Annotated in this window: 13 protein-coding genes and 1 pseudogene; 6 read left to right on the top strand and 8 right to left on the bottom strand. The window is 40.1% G+C overall.

Annotated features, from left to right (window positions below; all coding sequences use genetic code 11):
* Positions 1 to 25 precede the first annotated feature (25 nt).
* Positions 26 to 862 carry a hypothetical protein gene (locus D0T08_RS08905; protein WP_116982271.1) on the bottom strand — a complete coding sequence of 279 codons (837 nt, stop codon included), beginning with the start codon at positions 860 to 862 and terminating at the stop codon, positions 26 to 28.
* 194 nt (positions 863 to 1,056) lie between these two features.
* Between D0T08_RS08905 and D0T08_RS08900 the strand changes: the two genes are divergently transcribed.
* The gene (locus tag D0T08_RS08900; RefSeq protein ID WP_116982270.1) at positions 1,057 to 2,994 is read left to right on the top strand and encodes a M1 family metallopeptidase; all 1,938 of its coding nucleotides are present in this window, start codon (positions 1,057 to 1,059) and stop codon (positions 2,992 to 2,994) included.
* Positions 2,995 to 3,253: 259 nt separating this feature from the next.
* On the opposite strand, the gene D0T08_RS08895 is transcribed toward D0T08_RS08900, so the two are convergent.
* The 3 genes from D0T08_RS08895 to D0T08_RS08885 all read right to left on the bottom strand — a co-directional run bounded on the left by D0T08_RS08895 (position 3,254) and on the right by D0T08_RS08885 (position 5,791).
* On the bottom strand, positions 3,254 to 4,021 hold the full coding sequence (locus D0T08_RS08895; protein ID WP_116982269.1) for an ABC transporter permease: 768 nt from the start codon (positions 4,019 to 4,021) through the stop codon (positions 3,254 to 3,256).
* A gap of 91 nt (positions 4,022 to 4,112) precedes the next feature.
* Positions 4,113 to 4,880 carry an ABC transporter permease gene (locus D0T08_RS08890; protein WP_116982268.1) on the bottom strand — a complete coding sequence of 256 codons (768 nt, stop codon included), beginning with the start codon at positions 4,878 to 4,880 and terminating at the stop codon, positions 4,113 to 4,115.
* Complete coding sequence (locus tag D0T08_RS08885) at positions 4,877 to 5,791, bottom strand: ABC transporter ATP-binding protein (protein ID WP_116982267.1); 915 nt, start codon at positions 5,789 to 5,791, stop codon at positions 4,877 to 4,879. Before D0T08_RS08885 ends, D0T08_RS08890 begins: the two co-directional genes overlap by 4 nt.
* A gap of 330 nt (positions 5,792 to 6,121) precedes the next feature.
* Between D0T08_RS08885 and D0T08_RS08880 the strand changes: the two genes are divergently transcribed.
* A complete protein-coding gene (locus tag D0T08_RS08880; protein ID WP_116982266.1) occupies positions 6,122 to 6,889 on the top strand; it encodes an H-type lectin domain-containing protein in 768 nt (255 codons plus the stop codon).
* Between the two features lie 152 nt (positions 6,890 to 7,041).
* Positions 7,042 to 8,232: a hypothetical protein gene (locus D0T08_RS08875; RefSeq protein WP_116982265.1), complete on the top strand. Its 1,191-nt coding sequence runs from the start codon at positions 7,042 to 7,044 to the stop codon at positions 8,230 to 8,232.
* Here the strand turns inward: D0T08_RS08875 and D0T08_RS08870 are convergent.
* Positions 8,219 to 10,450 (bottom strand): sensor histidine kinase, encoded by a 2,232-nt coding sequence (locus D0T08_RS08870; RefSeq protein WP_116982264.1) that lies wholly within the window; start codon positions 10,448 to 10,450, stop codon positions 8,219 to 8,221. The genes D0T08_RS08875 and D0T08_RS08870 overlap by 14 nt on opposite strands.
* A 235-nt stretch (positions 10,451 to 10,685) precedes the next feature.
* Between D0T08_RS08870 and D0T08_RS08865 the strand changes: the two genes are divergently transcribed.
* From D0T08_RS08865 to D0T08_RS08855, 3 genes and pseudogenes are all read left to right on the top strand, one after another.
* Positions 10,686 to 11,465, top strand: a complete 780-nt coding sequence (locus tag D0T08_RS08865; protein ID WP_116982263.1) for an SDR family oxidoreductase — start codon at positions 10,686 to 10,688, stop codon at positions 11,463 to 11,465.
* A gap of 26 nt (positions 11,466 to 11,491) precedes the next feature.
* Positions 11,492 to 11,845 carry a hypothetical protein gene (locus D0T08_RS08860; RefSeq protein WP_116982262.1) on the top strand — a complete coding sequence of 118 codons (354 nt, stop codon included), beginning with the start codon at positions 11,492 to 11,494 and terminating at the stop codon, positions 11,843 to 11,845.
* Between the two features lie 11 nt (positions 11,846 to 11,856).
* Positions 11,857 to 12,761, top strand: a pseudogene (locus D0T08_RS08855) (helix-turn-helix domain-containing protein).
* Between the two features lie 76 nt (positions 12,762 to 12,837).
* On the opposite strand, the gene D0T08_RS08850 reads toward D0T08_RS08855, so the two are convergent.
* From D0T08_RS08850 to D0T08_RS08840, 3 genes are all read right to left on the bottom strand, one after another.
* Positions 12,838 to 14,118 (bottom strand): amidohydrolase family protein, encoded by a 1,281-nt coding sequence (locus D0T08_RS08850; protein ID WP_116982261.1) that lies wholly within the window; start codon positions 14,116 to 14,118, stop codon positions 12,838 to 12,840.
* 85 nt (positions 14,119 to 14,203) lie between these two features.
* Positions 14,204 to 14,659 (bottom strand): DUF4920 domain-containing protein, encoded by a 456-nt coding sequence (locus D0T08_RS08845; RefSeq protein WP_116982260.1) that lies wholly within the window; start codon positions 14,657 to 14,659, stop codon positions 14,204 to 14,206.
* Between the two features lie 217 nt (positions 14,660 to 14,876).
* On the bottom strand, positions 14,877 to 18,428 hold the full coding sequence (locus D0T08_RS08840) for a gliding motility-associated C-terminal domain-containing protein (protein WP_116982259.1): 3,552 nt from the start codon (positions 18,426 to 18,428) through the stop codon (positions 14,877 to 14,879).
* Positions 18,429 to 18,576: the final 148 nt, after the last annotated feature.

Below are 18,576 nucleotides of genomic sequence, written 5' to 3'. Positions count from 1 at the left end.
ATCAGAAAAATCAGTTGGTCGCCTTTTATTTTCTCTTTGTCAAAGGACTATCAGCCAGTAATGAGTCTAAAATTTCAAACTCTGTTTTACTATACTTTTCTCTATCAGAGTAGTCATTAAAAAGATGTAGCCGTTTAGTCGCAGTATAACCAATATAATCAACGATAGCATTTCTATAAAAATCACTTAAACAATTATCATCTAAAAGCTCAAATTTATTCCAGAAATCATAATAACCTGAGGGAATGTCTTCCTGCTTGATTTTTCTTTGTCCGAATATGTTCTGTAAGATATACTGGTTTTTATTAAAATTCGAAAAATGCGATATTTCTCCTTTACAATAGTCAGAAAACGCTTTCGAAGCTTCATTTTTGCCAAAGCTCGTCTTATATAATTCCCATCTTTTCTGTTCAATATTATCCAGGTGTTCCAGTTGTTTTAAAGGAGCAAAGCTGTCTGCCGTTACAGTCGGAGAAACCCCCATGGATCTCATAATTCCTGACTGATATAAAAAATTATTCTGTTTTGCTGTAGGTCCCGAGAAAAGAAATTCTTTCTTATGGGTTTCCTCTATAATTAAAGTTGCATCAGGTATGGCCCAAAGTCTTAGAAACTGATTTGAAATAAAAAGCAGGATAGGTTGTTCAGCATTTAATTGAAATGAGGCAGAAAGCTCGCCATTGGCATTGGTCTTTCCGGTAGCCAGAATTTCCCCCTGAAAATCATTCTTACCAGTTTGATTAAAAACTATTCTGTAGTCAGTTGACGGAAAAGATTGGAAATTACCTTTGATTATAGTCTGTCCGGAAGCACTGACAAACAGAAGCGTATTTGAAAGAAGAATTAAAATATATTTAAACATATAGTTATGCAGATTAAAAGTTTAACCTCTCTATCAATTCTTTACTAGCTACAAACTTGTATATATATTCCAGAAATAAAAAATCGGGCTAGTTAAAAAATGTTAATCAGGTAAGTGGGTGAGCTTCATCACTTTTAACTTGCCTCTTTCCCATTATTTTCTTTATTTAGGGTCTCATAAACCTCAACAAACTCATGCGAGCCCTATCAGCCGTTCTATTATTAACGACCTCATCTCTTTTTGCCCAGCAAACTATTCCTCAGCGAACATCCATCGAAACTACCAGGCGTAGTATCCGTCAAGACGTACCTATGACTAATGCCATTCGTAAGGCTTTTGCTGCAGGTACGAGAGATTTTACTGGTAAACCCGGCCCGAATTACTGGCAACTGGAAGCCGACTATACCATTCAGGCAAGTATTGACCCTGCTACACAAGTCATTACCGGTACTGAAAAAATACTGGTGCATAACAATAGCAAAGATGAACTGAAAACGATTGTGCTCCGCCTCGATCACAATATCTTCCGTGCTGATGTGCCTCGTGGTTTTTCAACGCCTGCAGAAACTACCGAAGGAATGGTAGTAACAGCCATTAAGGTAGCCGGAACAGAGATTGCCCAAAGATCCATGAGAGGATTGAACCGGACAATTGCCAATATAACCCTTCCTGAGCCTATCAAGGCCGGAGGTACGGCTGAAGTAGAAATAGCCTGGCATACCAAGCTACCGGGTGGAGCAACCGGAGTAGGACATCGCATGACCCAACGTTTTGATGATAAACTTTTTCAGCCTACCCAATGGTTTCCGCGTCTGGCTAAATATGATGATTTATGGGGTTGGGAAACCAGTCCATATCTTGGGCCAGCAGAGTTTTATAATAACTTCGGTAAGTTTGACGTAAAAATTACCGTACCAGGTGGCTGGATTGTGAGTGGTACTGGTGTACTACAAAACCCTGAGCAGGTATTGAACGAAACAACCAGAAAACGTCTGACAACCGTTTTGGACAGTAACGAAGAAGTAACCATTGTAAGCGAAGACGAAGCAGGCAAAGCCACTGCACCGGGTGATAAATTGACCTGGCATTTTGTAGCTGATAAGGTAAACGATTTTGCCTGGGCTACTGCCGGAAAATTTGTCTGGAAAGCTACACGAGCGACTATTCCGGGCAAAGGGCCTATCCCTATCTATATGTATTACCTACCCGAAAGAGCTAAATTGTTTGCCAAAGCAGGAGAAATCACCCGCCATGCTTTAGAGTTTTACTCTGCGCTATGGACTCCTTACCCATTCCCGCAAATGACTTTGCAGGATGGCCCAAGTGCCGGAATGGAGTATCCGATGGTAATTAATTCAAATCAGGGAGCAGCTGATCATGAGACTGCTCATCAATGGTGGCCAATGGTAGTAGGTAATAATGAAACCCGCTACAGTTGGATGGATGAAGGCTTTAATCAGTATATGAATATTCTTTCGGGAGCTGATAGCAAGGGAGTTCCTTATAAACTGGATGGTCTTGGCCAACGCTATGGCAAACAAAGCGGTGCAGAAGATGAAGCACCTATGATGTGGAGCGCCAACGATGCCGGAGAGAGCTACCGTTTCCAGACCTATGGCAAAGCGCCATTGATGCTTTCTATGCTAGGTGGTATTGTGGGTGACGAAGCCGTGATAAAAGCTATGAAAGAGTATGCCAGAGTATGGAGTTTCAAACACCCCACACCCTGGGATTATATGTATTTCATGAACAATGCTTTGGGGCAAAACCTCGACTGGTTCTGGTACTATTGGTTATTTACCACCGATTCGGTAAATGGCTCAATTAAAGATGTAAAAACCAATAAAGATAAAACCATTGTGACCGTTCATCAGGCAGGAGAAATGCCTTCTCCGGTAGTATTGAAAGTAGAATTTGAAGCAGAAGGCCCGGCAATCAAAACCCTATCTAATGCCCAGATGATTGATGCTAACACGGCAATAGTAACCTGGCCGGTTTCAGTATGGTTTAATGGTAGCCGTACATTTGATGCTGAAATGAACTTCGGTAAACGAAAAATCAAACAAATCACTCTAGACCCCAACGGCCGCTTCCCTGATAACGAAACAAAGGATAACATTTGGCCAAGATAGTATCCACCGTGGCACGCGTATACTCGTCCGAGAAGGCGCGTGTCACGGTTAATGCGCTCAGAGAAATAAACAGGTGCTAATGAACAGTTTTAAGATAAATACTATATGCTACCAAGTACCTAACCGTGCCACAGTTAATGCGCTCAGAGAAATAAGCAAATCATTCAGGAAACAATTTTGAGGTAAATGTTATAGGCTACTAAGCGCTTAACCGTGGCACGGGCGTATTCGTACGAGTATACCCGTGCCACAATAATTCTCACCCCTTCCCCTTTCTTCGCTTAAAATCCCAAAAACCTCCTATTAGAAAGCCAAAAGTTAAGATAAGCGCATTCAGTATTAAAGTAGAATGCTTATCTTCAAAACCGGGAAAAGCAATCATCATCAGGTAGGAATACGGATACCATTCTTTTGAAATGGTCTTATATTCAAAGGTCATCATAATGCCGGCAAACCACAAGACAAAACCTATAGCAAGAGGGAGAATGAAATTCCTGAATCGCAGACTCATCCAGAATTGTATAGAACTGATAGCCAGACTACAGACAAATGTTTTTGATAGTAATGTTAAAAGATGCTGCCAGTCAAGGTATTTATGGAACAGGTCAAGCTTCGGATCAATACTATTAAGCAAAAATGCCCCTAGAAACAGGAATATCACATTCAATAGTATAAAGGAAAAAATCAGAAATTGTAGATTCAGAAACTTGCTGATAAATACAGCCACTTCAGATTGAGGCGAACCAAATACCTGCTTCCAGGTATTATTCCGGAATTCTATCTGAGCCAATAAGGTACAGATGAGTATCATATACAAGGGAAGTATCATCCCAATCATCATTTGCAGACTGATTCTGAAATAAATCTGCCAGGGGTCAGGATATAATCTTGCCACCGAATCACTCGTGGTTAACATCTCCAGTAACTCCATCAATGTAATGAATGATGCGCCGAAAACAGTCAGATAAAAAGCTGAAGTACGTTTGGTCTTCAGTAGTTCAGAACGGAAGGTAATAGCTAAGTTCATAAGAGGTTGGTTGTCATGTCAATAAATAATTCTTCAAGCTTGGTCGCTTTAGATTTGAGAAGGTTTGGTTGATAACCATGTCAGGGTTAATTCACACTTTCCCTTTTCTGCGTTTGAAATCAAAAAAACCTATTAACAGAAACACACCTGTGAAAAGAAGCGCGTTCAGCAATAGTGTGCCATGCAAATGTGCATAGTCCGGAAAAACAAGCATCATCAGGTAAGAATACGGGAACCATTCTTTTGATAGTGTCTTATATTCGAATATAAACATAAGCCCCACAAACCATAAGGTAATACCTATGGCCAATGGAAGAATAAAATTCCTGAATCTCAGACTCATCCAGAACTGTATCGAACTGACGGTCGTACTTAAAAGAAGTGTTTTTCCCAGCGTTTTAATCAAATGTTGCCAGTCGAAAGATTGACTCATTAAACCAAGCTGTGGATCAATCACATTCACCAATAATATCACCACAAATAACAACACCGCATTCAGTAGCAGAAATGAAACAATCAGCAATTGCAGGCTCAGGAATTTACCGAGAAAAACCATAAATTCAGATTGAGGAGAACTGAATACCTGTTTCCAGGTATTGTTGCGGTATTCAATCTGTGTCAGCAGAGTAGTCATAAGTATCATATAGAATGGTAGTAATAAGCCCATCACTATATGCAGACCATTTTTATAGTAAAACTCCCAGGGATAAGTATACATTTTTGCCAGAGGCTCGGTTACTGTCAGCAACTCATCCAGTTTTATGGCTGGAACTATCAATGCGCCCAAAACAGTCAGGTAAATAGCTGAAGTACGTTTGGTCTTCAGTAATTCAGAACGAAAGGTAATAGCCAGGCTCATGATAGTCGGGTAGTCATATCAATAAATAATTCCTCAAGGTTGTTTGCTTTAGGTTGCAGGAGGTACACATCAATGTCGTTGTGCATTAATGTCCGGTTAATCTCTGCTATCTGCTTCATCCCACTATAAGCTAAAGAAAAACTCTCATGGGTATATTCAGGGCTGAATGCCTGTAGAACCTTTGCCGCTTTTGCATTATCAGAAGTATTCAGGTTCAATCTGGCCTGATTGTGTTGAAAGCTATGCAATTCGTGTAAAGTCCCTTGAAACAGCATCTTTCCTTTAAAAATAATACCCAGGTGCGTTACCATCTTCTCAACCTCTGCCAGAATATGACTTGAGATAATAATAGTGATATGCAGTTCCTGATTCAGTTTTTTGATCAGCTCGCGTAATTCTATAATGCCATTAGGGTCAAGACCATTGGTGGGTTCATCCAGAATCAATAATTGAGGATTTGGCAGAAGTGCTAAGGCGATAGCCAGCCTTTGTTTCATACCAAGAGAGAAATGTCTAGCTTTCTTGTTGCCTGTATCGCTTAAATCTACCAACTGTAATACCTCCTCAATCCTGTCTTTGTCTACGCCATATACATTCCGGTAAACTTCCAGGTTTTCTCTGGCCGTCAGATGACCGTAAAAAGACGGATTTTCAATTAAAGCGCCGATTTTTTTCAGAATATTAATTCTGTCATCCTTCAACTCTTTGTCAAATATCCTGATGCTGCCTTTTTGCATCCGCATCAATCCAAGTAACAGGCTTAGCGTAGTTGTTTTGCCGGAGCCATTCGGCCCGATAAATCCGTAAATGCTTCCTTTGGGTACCTGTAGATTGATGTCGAAGAGTGTCTGAACATCCTTTGCGTAGTTATAGCAAAGGTCTTTTGTTTGTAAAACGTAATTGCTCATCATAATTGGTGATTTTGTTTAGAGTTACTGAATTTGAAGAATTCGAATGTAGTGCATAATACTTGGCAAAGCAAGGTATTATGCATACTATTTGATGAGCGGTTAAAAATAAGGTATGAGCGTGTAAGTGATATAAAAACAAGGAATTCAAATACTTATCCCCTATAGAAGGCTCATCGATATTAGAATATGGTCAGTTGAAAGCTTAAAAGTAGCTCACTTTTGGCTTATAGCTTGGGTACCTTAGAATAAAAAGTCGACTCCAATTTATAAAAACAAGCAGAAGGTAACTAATTTGAAGAGTTTTTGAAGACTCATTATAACCTTATTCTCATGAAAACCCCAACTAAAATTTACCTTCTTCTCACATTTTTGTTCATAGGAAGCTGCGCTTTTGCTCAAAATGTAAAAATTGCCGAATCATCTGGTGGAACAGTTATTAGTAATGCAGGCGGAGCAGATATTCCACATTCGTCTTCTATTTTAGATATCAGAAGTACTAACAAAGGTATTTTGCTCCCGCGCATGACCACAGCTAACAGGGATGCTATCAGCTCCCCGCTGGCGGGATTATTAGTTTATAATACTTCTACCAATCAATTCAACTATTATGGCGGTTCATCATGGCAAGTAGCTTCATTCGGGAATCAATGGGGTGTAAACGGAAGTATCCTTTATCATAGTGGAAAAGTGGGGATTGGTACTTCAACCATGACAAATGCAAATACTTTCCTGACAGTCAATGGAAACGCTACAATTAGCGGAACGCTAACCGTAAACAATGGTAAGGGAATACTATATAATTCGAGTGGAGATTCTCAGCTAAAATATTATACCCTGCAATTTACCCAGCTAATGGGAATAGGGCCTGGTATTATATCAGGAGAACTCTCAATCCCATTTTCAGAGAGTTTTACTAACCCTCCTAAAGTGTATGTAGGAGACATGGTTTCGTTTAGTTGCGATGTAGGTCAACCTTACTATCTTCAATTAGTTATATATGGGTGCACCACTACCGGTTGTAAAGCCAGAATAATAAATACAGGTACGGATAACTTAGCTTGTAATATTACCTGGAATATTATCTGTATCGGTAATTAAGCAAACGTTTCAAAACTTAAGGCTTGTCTCAAAAGTAAGGGTAATAAACTTGTACTGCTTTTGCGACTCGTTATTTCTATGAAGAAATATCACGGCAAACCGTGATTGACTCGAATAATACAGGCACTGACATTTGTAGAAAAAAAATATTCATGAAAACATCTACAAAACTTTATCTGAGCCTTGCTTTTTATTTGTCAGTTACTATAGCTTTCGCTCAGACCACGAAAGTTGTTGATACTCCTGGAGGAACAGTCATCAGCACTATCGGAGGTAATGAAATACCACATTCTACTTCAATTCTGGATATAAGAAGTACCAATAAAGGTGTTTTACTCCCACGCATGACAACCGCCAACCGGGATGTTATTAGTGTTCCTCAAGCAGGTTTATTAATTTACAACACTTCCACTAATCAGTTCAATTATCATAATGGTTCCTCATGGCAGGCAGCTTCTTTTGGCAATCAATGGGGAGTAAACGGTAGCATCCTGCATCATGGCGGTCAGGTGGGGGTTGGTACAGCGAATATGACCAACAACAATACCTTTCTGACGGTAAGAGGTAATCTGGGAGGCACTAATCTGGAAGGCATGTATGTTGATGCCAGCAGCAATACAGGGAAGGCTTTTTATGGCTATTCTGTCAATGATAGTTCAAGAGCCTACCATTATTTTGATGGATATACCTCAAAATGGAATCTGGCTATAGGTAATACAGATAGGTTAACTATTACAAGTTCAGGCTTAGTTGGGATTGGTACGACTAGTCCTGGAGGTAAGCTTCATGTAGTTGGTTCAAGCTATTTTGATGGTGGCACTTTTACTACAGGTCAGGCCGAAGTCAATGGTAGTTTATATGTAAATAATAATTTTGATGTAGATCTCGACGGATATATTAATCGGGATGCAATAGTAGGCCGTAACCTTGATGTCACCGGAACCAGTGCTTTAGATGGAAATGTTACGATGGGTAGCAATGCAACAGTTGATGGCACTCTTACTGTTAATAATGGTAAAGGCGTAGCCTATAATGCCAGTAATAGCTCGAATCTAAGAATATATAAATTTACGACAGCTAACTTTCATGCTATATTACCAGCGCATGGTTCTGCTGTAACAGCCATCGCATTTAATGGTGGATTTACTTCAACACCTCATGTAATGGTGGCTGATATTGCCTCTTCCTCAGGAACGGCAGGAGAACTAGACAGGGTAATATTAATATTAAGCGGTTGCAATCTTTCGGGTGGAACAACCTCTTGTACTGCCAAAATCGTGAATACTGATAATTCAGCACTAGATTATAACATTACCTGGAATTGCATAGCTATCGGCTATTAACCAGCAATTCGTTCTGCATCAAAGGCACCAGAATCGTAAACTTGGTGCCTTTGTCTATTTCTGAATTAATAAATAGTTCCCCTCCTATGGCTTCCAGGCGGCCCTGAATATTTTTCAGGCCAATACCTTTTTGTTGGTTTTCCTGTATTCCCCGACCATTGTCTGTTACCTCCAACAGCAAATCTTTCCCTTTTTGTGCCACATAAATAGTAGCTCCGGTAGCTCTTGAATGCTTGATGATATTCTGCACCAGTTCCAGACAAATAGAATAGACATTCAAATCTATATGCTTATTGTGATAGGTCAATTCATCAATCACCAAATCGAAATGGATTCGCTGGTTATGATTGATTTTCTGAAGCATGCGTTTCAGGGCATTTTCCAGTCCCTCTTTTTCCAGTTCTTCGGGCATCAGGTTATGCGAGAGAATCCTTACTTCTGAATAAGCGTTTTCAGTCATTGACAATATATTGGCATAAATCTTCTGCTCCCTTTCCGACAAATGTTCAGGACTGATATTATCCAGAGAAATATTAATGGCCGTAAGCAAACTACCCAGATTATCGTGCAAATCGGCTGCCATGCGTTTCCGCTCAATGGTTTGTCCACGTTGCATAGCCTCCTTAATTTCATCATACGATTTCTGCAATTCTGCCGTCCTTTCTCTTACCTTTTGTTCCAGTTGCTCATTAATCAGTTCGGTTTCTCTTTTTCGTTTCTGAATATTCCTGAAGTTCCAGGCCAATGATAAAAGTAGCAAACCAAGCATCCCCAGCCCAATCCATAAAAATTGTTGGGTTTGCTGCTTTCTTTCAGCTTCATCAGATAAATTCCTGATACGGCTCTGTTGCACCAATCGTGTTTTTTCCGAAGAAGTTTTCAGTTGTTCTATCTGAAACTTCCTTTCCAGTTCGTCTCGTTCGCTCTTCTCAAATAGCGCCAGTCTTTCAGCCTCGGCATTCCGGTTTTTAAGCAATAATATTTCATTGGCTCGTAATGATGAGTCAATAATGGCTTTTTGCAAAAGCTCTTGCCGTTCAAATTCTGCCCTGGCTCTTTCTGTCTCCATTTTCTTTTGCAAACTCAATACTTGTGTCAACTTCCGACGATTACTGATCGAATCATTCATGATATTGTATCGCTCATAGGCATTGAGCGCCATATCATATTTTTGCATTTTTTTGGCCGACAAATACTTCACTTCATAATTATCTGCCTCGTGTTTTATCGCCATTGCCGCCTGCGCCCATTCTTCCGATTTCTCGGCATACTGAATCGCTAACGGGTAATCACCTTTTAAATAAGCTGCCTTTGCCAGATAAGTATAACAAGCAAAAGGATAAAATCTATTATTGGTTTCCTCAAAATATTTAAGTGCTTTCCTGACATTAGCTACCCCTTCGTCAATCTTGTTTAGATGAATCTGGCAACGCCCGATTTCCATCAATGTAACCATTTCAATAGAAGTAGATAACTTCCCTTCATGAATATAATCAAGCGCTTGCTGATAGTTTTTCAAGGCTTCGGCATACTGCTTTTGCTCGGCATAAACCACCCCGATATCATCATATTTATAGGCATAACTCAACGCCCACTTACTGACTTTCTCAGGCGTAACGCCCGTTTTCATATCATTAGCCCTGCAAATACCGATAATCTCCAAAGCCTTTTTATGATAAATCAACGAGTTCTCATAATCACGCAAAAGCTGATAGCTACTGGCAATACGGGTTAACGCATAAGTCGACAATATCAAATCGGCCCCTTTCAGATCAGAAGCTTTCTTGTATGCTTCCAGACTGATATCCAATGCTTTCTGATAATCAGTTTTAATAGTATAGGCAATGCCTATATAATCATAAGCCTTAAAAATCTGGGTATTGTACTGGATATTCGTAGCATATTTGAGCAGTTTCTCTGCATAATGCATCATCGAATCCGGGTTCTTCTGCGCTATCCGGTTATTATAATACATATAAGCAATTCGTTCGGCTGCCAACACTATCAGCGTATCTTCTCTTTTATTTCTGGTTTTAGATTCAAGCGAGTAAAACAATCCTTTGGTAGCTGCAAAAATACTATCGGCATTCACAGGTTTGCGGGCAAGGTCTGCTGCCTTGAAAGTATCATTCAGATTAGGCAAACGAACAGATTGGGCATAACTATTGGCAAATACGATAGTCAGAAGAACAGAAAAATATAAGGCCGCATTTTTCATAGCATGCTGTTGCGTTGGATAAAACTCCAATAGGTAGGTAAATTTAAACCATAACTACCCTAATTATTCATTTATCGGTAGATTTTTTTAAAAAAGTTATTGAACGTTTTTGTATATCAACCTTTTCAAATCGCTTCTTCAACCCACACTCACCCTTTCGGCTACAACATTGCGACATTCAGCTACATCTGTTTTCTGATTACTCCTGAACTTTGCCCCAACAAAAACGAAAACAATGAAACTAGAAAACAATACGATTTTAATAACAGGAGGTACCGGAGGTTTTGGCTTAGAGTTTGCCTCAAAACTGATTGCTTTAGGTAATACAGTAATTATCACAGGCCGAAATGCTGAAAAATTGCAGGAGGTAAAAACTAAGCTCCCGGCTGTACATACTATACAAAGCGATGTAAGCAAAGCTGAAGATATTATTAGTTTGTATGATGTGGTTACCAGGCAATTCCCTGAGCTAAATATTCTCATCAATAATGCCGGAGAAATGCGAAAACTGAGTTTGCACCAAAACCACGACCTGCAAGACATTACCCGCGAAATAGAAATTAACCTGATAGGCCCTATCCGCATGGTTCAGCAATTCTTACCCCATCTGAAAACAAAGAAATCGGCTGCCATACTAAACGTGACCTCTGGTATCGCCCTGATGCCATTCCCAATATCGCCCATTTATGGAGCTAGTAAATCTGGTCTTCGCTCGTATACGAAGGCACTAAGGGTACAATTAAAAAATACTGATATTAAAGTGATTGAATTGGTAGCCCCTGGTTCTTCAACCCCACTCAACGACAAATTCAAGAATGAAGATGGCTTTAGTGCAAACGCCTTGATGGCGCCTGATAAAATTGTAGACGCTGCAATCAAAGGATTGCAAAACGATAAAGAGGAGATTTATCCCGGCCTAGCCAAACTTATGCGTGTCATGAGTAGACTTGCTCCTGAATTTATGCTTTCGCAAGCAGCCAAAATGGGTGCGTCAACTATGTATAAAAACCAATAAAAATAAAAATAAAAACAAACCCCAAAATGATAAAGAATATAATTTCATTAGCACTCTTACTAATCTCTGTTTTCCTGTCGTTCAAACACGGCTGGGACACATTTACTATCAAAGACAATCCTGAATCTGCAAAAATGATGGCAGATTTAGGCATTCCTCAAACAATTGTACCATTTTTAGGTATATTTATGTTTGTTGTAGGTCTATTGGTTCTGTTTCCAAAAACGTTTTTCATTGGCAATTTACTAAATGCTATGTCTATCGTTGCCATTATGGCATTAGCCTTACGTGCCGGAAACATAACAATGACATTGATGGAAATTCCATTCCTGATTATGCCATTGCTCATGATATGGCTGAAATACCCTTTTAAAAATTAACCTTATCAATCATGGAATATAAAAAGCCCATAAGAGTAAAAACCATTACCGAATTGCATCGGCATATGGAATTTCCAAAGCCCGCGCATCCCTTAATCAGCATTATCGATTACAGCAAAACAAAAGATGCACCCGGAATAAGTGTATTGTTCGATTTCTATTCTATATCTGTCAAAAGAGGGGCTGATAAAATGTTTTACGGACAACAATCCTATGATTTTGACGAAGGTGTAATGGCTTGCATAGCGCCGAGTCAGTTAATAAAAGCACCCGAACAACCCACAGGCGCCGAGCGTTCAGGTTGGATTTTATTCCTGCATCCTGATTTTTATGGAATACACCGCTTGCCAAAAAAATCAAGCAATACGAGTATTTTCATTATTCGGCCAATGAAGCTCTGTTTCTTTCGGAGAAAGAAGAAACCGTCATTAATGGCATTGTGGAAAACATCAGACAGGAATACAATGCAAACATGGATAAATTCAGTCAGGATGTAATCATTGCCCAACTGGAATTACTGTTCACCTATGCGCATCGCTTTTATGAACGCCAGTTTATGACCCGTAAAATCACCAATAGCAAAATCGTGGACCGTCTGGAAGAGGTTTTAACCGACTATTTTAATAATGAAGATTTGCTCTCAGAGGGACTCCCGACCGTGCAATATATTGCCGATACACTGAACATTTCAACCAAATATCTGAGCAGCTTACTCAAACAATTAACAGGACAAACCACCCAACAGCATATACACGAAAAACTGATTGAAAAAGCTAAAGAAAAGCTATCAACTACCGACCTGACCGTCAGTGAGATTGCCTATGATTTGGGCTTTGAACATTCGCAATCATTCAGCAAAATGTTCAAAAGCAAAACCAATCAATCGCCTTTGGAATTCCGGCAGTCGTTTAATTGAAGGTAAATGTTCAGTTTCAGGCAAAAAAAACTCGGCATAGGGCCGAGTTTTTATATATAATTGAATACTTATTATCCTATTTCTCCTTATAAATCTTCCCTTCCTTCATCACCAATGCTACATTCATCATCGCTTTAGCATCTTTCAATGGGTCGCCCTCTACTGCTACAATATCAGCTAGTTTTCCTTTTTCTACTGAGCCTAATTCCGATTTCATGCCCAGAATTTCAGCATTCACAATCGTGGCAGATTTAATGGCTTCCATCATTGGCATGCCACCCTCTACCATATATTGAAACTCTTTCGCATTGTAGCCATGAATAAATACCCCGGCATCTGTTCCGAAAGCCACTTTTACTCCTGCTTTATAAGCTTTGGCAAAAGTTTCAGAAATTTGTCTGGATGTCTCAATGGCTTTGGGAACTACCAATGGGTGATAATATCCCGGTACTTTTGCTGAATCGCCCACCGTTTTTCCGGCAATGATAGTAGGCACATAATACGCACCATGCTTTTTGAAAAGGGCAATGGCCTCGTCGTCCATAAAAGTAGCATGCTCAATCGTTGTTACTCCTGCTTTAATGGCACGCTTCATCCCTTCAGCACCATGTGCGTGGGCAGCCACATGAAAACCATAATCTTTAGCTGTTGACACAATCGCCGAGATTTCATCTTCTGTAAACTGCGGACCTTTACCATTTTTGGCAATACTCAATACTCCGCCGGTAGCTGTAATCTTGATACAGTCTGACCCATCTTTATAACGCTGACGCACCGCCTGACGACCCTCCTCCGGACTATCTACTACCCCATTGGTTACGTAATTAGGTACAGTATAAGTATTGCTGATACCATTAGTTGGGTCACCGTGTCCACCAGTAGTAGCAATTGTACGGCCAGCCGTGAAGATTCTCGGCCCAATCACCAACCCTTTATTAATCGCATTGCGGATAGAAATATTTACCCCACTACCGCCTAAATCTCTTACAGTGGTAAAACCAGCCATCAGTGTAGTAGCCGCATATTTTTGTGATTCAAAAGCCACATCAGCCATGTTGGCACTCATGCGTTTCAGGTATTGGTCTTTGCTGGTTTCACTTTCAATATGCACGTGCATATCAATCCAGCCCGGCATTACGGTACGGGTTTTCATATCAACCACTTTATCGTTAGCCTGAGCGGCAGTATAGCCATTCTGTACATCAGTGATGCGATTTTTTTCTACCACAATCGTCATTTGCGATTTAGGTGTATTGGTGATGCCATCTATCAGCGTGCCGCAATGTATAAGGGTGCGTTGTGCAAATGCGGTGGAAGATACCCCCAGTAAGAGGGCTAACAAGTAGCTTTTCTTCATTGATGAGTTAAGTTTAGGTATGGTGTAAATATAAATAAAAAAGCCTCTCTGTTGTGCAGAGAGGCCAGATTTTTTATCAAGTTCCTTAGTTCTTCGGCACCAACACACCGTTGGCTACAAAGGTAAGTTCTGTTTTAGGCTCTGTAATTTTGGCAATTTCTTCTTTGCTTTTACCTCCGTCTTCAGCATAGTGGCGAAGCTCGTCTACTGAAGTAGTTTTGGTTTTGGCATTGCCTTCAAATACCACTGTTTTACCTGCTATATCTTTCGGTACAAAGAAACCATAGTCTTTAAAAGTAACACGCATGGTCTGGCCGTCTTCCAGTTTCACTTTCATCCAGCAGCCTTTTACCTGGCATACAGACTCAACTACGCCCGATACTTTACTATCGAAAGCAGGAGTTTCTTTCGCTTTTTTGCTTAGTTCGGTAGCAGCCACAGCGCCATCAGCATTGATTTTTTCGCCAAAGGTTTCAAATTTCTGACCAAACGAAATGTTGGCAACAAGTAAGATTACAAAAATTGAAATAAGTTTTTTCATTGTTGAGAATGTTAAAAAATGATGATAAAATTGATTAAACTTTTATAGAATAAACAACTGTCAATCGTAAGATTTTATCAATCGGATACTTTTAAAAACAGCAAATAGAAATATTTATTACAAATTTAAGTAAAAAATTGATTAAATTATATCCCTACGGGATACAAAGTTAAGATTAGTAATTCAATTAAATACTCTATACTTCTTGAATCTTAATTTAATCAATCACCGTTACCCAACCTTTGCATGTTGAGCCTGACGGCGTGCTAAAGATATAATAGTAGGTACCCGAGGGTATATCTTTGCCCCAATCGTTCTGGTATGCTTTCGATTCGTAAATTAGTTTTCCATAGCGGTTATAAATTTCCATCGCTACATCTTTGAATCCCGTTACAAAATTATCGTTCTTCCCGTCGTTGTTTGGTGTAATCACATTCGGCACTTTCCCCTCATTCTCGGGTACATTAATACTTTTGCTGACAGATAATTCGCAACCTATTTTATTATAGGCTTTGAGTGTCACCAGAAAAGTACCGCCCTTGTTATAACGATAACTCTGCGGAATCATACTATTGAGCGTATCGGCATTACCCATACTCCATTTAAATTCCGCAGCATTCTGCGTTTTGTTAGTGAAAGTCAATTCATAAGGTTTCTCACAATCCTGTGTGATTTTGAAATCAAAATCCGGCTGAAAAGATTCATCAATTTTTACTGTTACTGACCGTGTAGGTTTACAACCGTCAGGATATTCGCAGGAAACTGTATAAGTAGTAGTTTTCGTCGGAGTTACTGAAATGGTCGTACCCTGGGCATCCTGCATACCGGGGCTAGTCCAGGTAAATTTAGTGCCGTATCCGGTCGCTTTCAATTCTACACTCTGGCCTTTGCATATCTCTTTACCCCCATTTACCAGAAAATCCGGTTTATTGTCTTCCACTTTAATCGTTACATCTTTATTCACTGTACACCCATCTTTTTCAATAGCTACCGTATATTTGGTTGTACTGGCAGGTTTAGCAATGGGGTTGGCAATTGATGCGTTATCTAAACCCGTAGACGGCGACCAGGTATATTTTACTCCACCGTCTGCCAGCAATTGCACTGGCGAGTTCGGGCATACCAACGTATCACCACTGGCTTTGGCTACGAAGCCTTTCACCAAAAAGGTCTTTACGGTAGAATCGGTTGTCCGGCAGGTGATTTTGTTAAAAATTCTGAGTTTAATTGTATATGTACCCGGCGTTGTAAAATTATATAATAACATATCCTTTGTACGGGTAATTACATTGCCGTTTACCACCCATTCGTAGGTCTTGGCACCTTTGCTCAGGTCGTAAAAATTGATTTTGGCAGGAGCACACACTTCTGTTACAGCCCGGTTAGCCTCGTTCTTGATCTCAAAATCGGCTCTCAGGGCATCAATTTCAAACTTAAAAGCTGCCATATTACAATTGGTGCTCTGGTGTTGTGGCTGATAGGCATTCTTTATCGGGAAAGTAGCAATATGGTCTTCACCCCTTGATAAGCAGGCACAGGCACTATGGTAGATATAGCCATGCTTATCGAATCGACAGGTACCTCCATCCACATGGTCACCTACTTCACCTGTAGGGTCTTTTGGAGCAGCCGAGCCGAAGAAGGTAGCATACAACAATGATTTAGCATTTTTTTCCAGAATCATCAGATAGAAATTGCTACCCGTAGTAGTAGCCTGATAGGCATCCTGGGTGACTGGCAAGCCTGTAGTAGTACTAAAACGATTGAGGTTTTTAGAGGTAGAAGAGTTTACCTTACCTCCCCAGCCGGCCAGATAGATATTGCCACAATCGTTTACCAGAAAGGCCGTCGGTACAATATCAATACGCCCTCTGCCTCTACTCGTGCCTACTACAGTAGAGAAGATAGTTTTAGACAGATTTTTATCTAAGCAATGTACAAACTGCCCGCTATTGGCATTGCGATACACCCCTGCCGATACGGGGTAATCGCCTTGTGTAAGGCCGAAGACATATACATTATCTTCATTATCAATCTCAAGGAAGAAATTAGCATCGGCTTCGTCTGTACCCATATAGGTCATTTGCTCGATAGCCCCTGTTGCACTGAATTTGGCAATAAAACCATCACCACTACCCGAATAGACTTTTCCATGCACCTCGCCTGTGATTGGTAAATTTGAACTGAATGTCTGCCCACATACATATACTTTTCCGGCATTATCCACTTTTATCCCGTATGCCCCATCAAAATTATTGCCTCCTAAATAGGTGCTCCATATCAATTGTGAGCAGGTTGGGTTTAGTTTGCAAACTACTGCATCATAGCCTGCGCTTTTGGTAGTCTGGCTAGCATTGGCCAAAGGGAAATCGGTTGAGGCAGTAATGGAGGCAAAGTAAATATTATCGTCTTTGTCAACTACCACTTCACCACGAAACTCGTCTCCATAGTTTTTAATAATCAAGGCACGGGTATCATTGAAACCATCGTTAGCTTTACCCCCTATATAGGTACTACCGACTAAGTTTCTACCATCTTTGCTCAATACTGTCACAAAGATATCGCTACCCCTTTCAAAACCTATCCCTGTAAAATTAGGGTCTTCATCTGCCGTTGAAAAAGAGCCAAAAACACCAAACAGGCTACCGCCGGCATGTTTTTTCTGATAAGAAGCACTCGTAGTCGGAAAATTGCTTGAAGCCGTTGTACCAAAAATAACCAGCTCACCTTTCGAATTGGCCATCAGACTATGCGGAACATCAGAGGCATCGCCGCCTAAATAAGTAGCATAAATTAACTGGGAGCCATTGCCGCCTAATTTCATAATTACCACGTCCGTAATTCCATAGCCTTTCGGATTTTCCATGCTGTTGGGCATACTGCCGGGGTCGGCTTTTACCTGAAATGACCCATTGGTAACCGGAAATTCGCCACCGAAAACCGAGCCTCCCGCAAACAGATTCCCTTCAGCATCGTAAGTAGCGGTTTGTGCCCAGTTATCTGATTTTGAACCAGAATAAGTTGAAAAAACTAATTCAGGGTCAATGATAAGCGATTGTGAAGCATCATATTTTTCAGGAAATTCAAACTGCACTTCATTATTTTTCAATCTGAATCCTGATTTTATATCTACTGTTTTGCCACCTATTACCTGAAAAGAATAAGGTTCAAATTCGGTAACCGTATTAACAGAGGTCTTGTAACTTAGTTTTTTATTAACAATACTCAAATCATCGAGCCCAACATATTTCATTCTGATTTTCGATACATCAGCCTTGGGTCTGGCAATGTATTCGTATTTGAGCGACTGGTCGAAACTATAGAGTTTAAAATCAATATCAGGATAAATATCTTGCAGATAGACTTCATCATAGGCGGATACATTCCCTCTCCACTTGCTTTGGTCATTACCAATAAAATAATTGTAGATGGTCGGACTTTTACCTGCGGTTTCAATTTTTGGTGAGGCATTTGCCTCCTGAAAAGTCATTTCAAAGGCGTGGCCCTTAATTGGGCCCGGGGCTACTCTGGCACCTTTATCGTCCTTTAATCCACCTGCATGCAGTGCAGCAAGGGCCTTGGTATCAAAAAAAACGTATTGCACGCCAGTGCGCCTCACTAACAAGTATCCACCCGGAATTTCGGCTTTGAAAAGTATCGATGCCTCCCATTGCCCTTCATTGCGAATAAACTTAACTGATTTTTCAGGGGCGGCGCTTGATTCAAAAACTGCAATAATGAAGAAACAAAAAAAGTAAAAATATCTCATTCCAATCCTATTTTGATAGAGTAGGTTTCAATTCGGTTAAAATTTTTCACAGGAAGCAGTGGGCTTTTAAATCGCAGCATCATTTTCAGCTAAATTACGTGATAAATCAGAGATAACCATATAATTATCGTTAAAATTTAAAATGTGT

Source organism: Emticicia sp. C21, assembly GCF_003418935.1.
Classification (GTDB): Bacteria; Bacteroidota; Bacteroidia; order Cytophagales; family Spirosomataceae; genus Emticicia.
The sequence above is the reverse complement of the archived record's forward strand: the minus strand, read 5'-3'. Positions and strand labels throughout refer to the sequence as shown.

Bases quoted from the DNA above. Each gene is read 5' to 3' on its own strand.
- D0T08_RS08885 (WP_116982267.1), bottom strand. From the start codon at position 5,791: ATGATGAGCAATTACGTTTTACAAACAAAAGACCTTTGCTATAACTAC.
- D0T08_RS08860 (WP_116982262.1), top strand. From the start codon at position 11,492: ATGATAAAGAATATAATTTCATTAGCACTCTTACTAATCTCTGTTTTC.
- D0T08_RS08905 (WP_116982271.1), bottom strand. From the start codon at position 862: ATGTTTAAATATATTTTAATTCTTCTTTCAAATACGCTTCTGTTTGTC.
- D0T08_RS08895 (WP_116982269.1), bottom strand. From the start codon at position 4,021: ATGAACTTAGCTATTACCTTCCGTTCTGAACTACTGAAGACCAAACGT.
- D0T08_RS08840 (WP_116982259.1), bottom strand. From the start codon at position 18,428: ATGAGATATTTTTACTTTTTTTGTTTCTTCATTATTGCAGTTTTTGAA.
- D0T08_RS08865 (WP_116982263.1), top strand. From the start codon at position 10,686: ATGAAACTAGAAAACAATACGATTTTAATAACAGGAGGTACCGGAGGT.
- D0T08_RS08845 (WP_116982260.1), bottom strand. From the start codon at position 14,659: ATGAAAAAACTTATTTCAATTTTTGTAATCTTACTTGTTGCCAACATT.
- D0T08_RS08890 (WP_116982268.1), bottom strand. From the start codon at position 4,880: ATGAGCCTGGCTATTACCTTTCGTTCTGAATTACTGAAGACCAAACGT.
- D0T08_RS08870 (WP_116982264.1), bottom strand. From the start codon at position 10,450: ATGAAAAATGCGGCCTTATATTTTTCTGTTCTTCTGACTATCGTATTT.
- D0T08_RS08880 (WP_116982266.1), top strand. From the start codon at position 6,122: ATGAAAACCCCAACTAAAATTTACCTTCTTCTCACATTTTTGTTCATA.
- D0T08_RS08875 (WP_116982265.1), top strand. From the start codon at position 7,042: ATGAAAACATCTACAAAACTTTATCTGAGCCTTGCTTTTTATTTGTCA.
- D0T08_RS08850 (WP_116982261.1), bottom strand. From the start codon at position 14,118: ATGAAGAAAAGCTACTTGTTAGCCCTCTTACTGGGGGTATCTTCCACC.
- D0T08_RS08900 (WP_116982270.1), top strand. From the start codon at position 1,057: ATGCGAGCCCTATCAGCCGTTCTATTATTAACGACCTCATCTCTTTTT.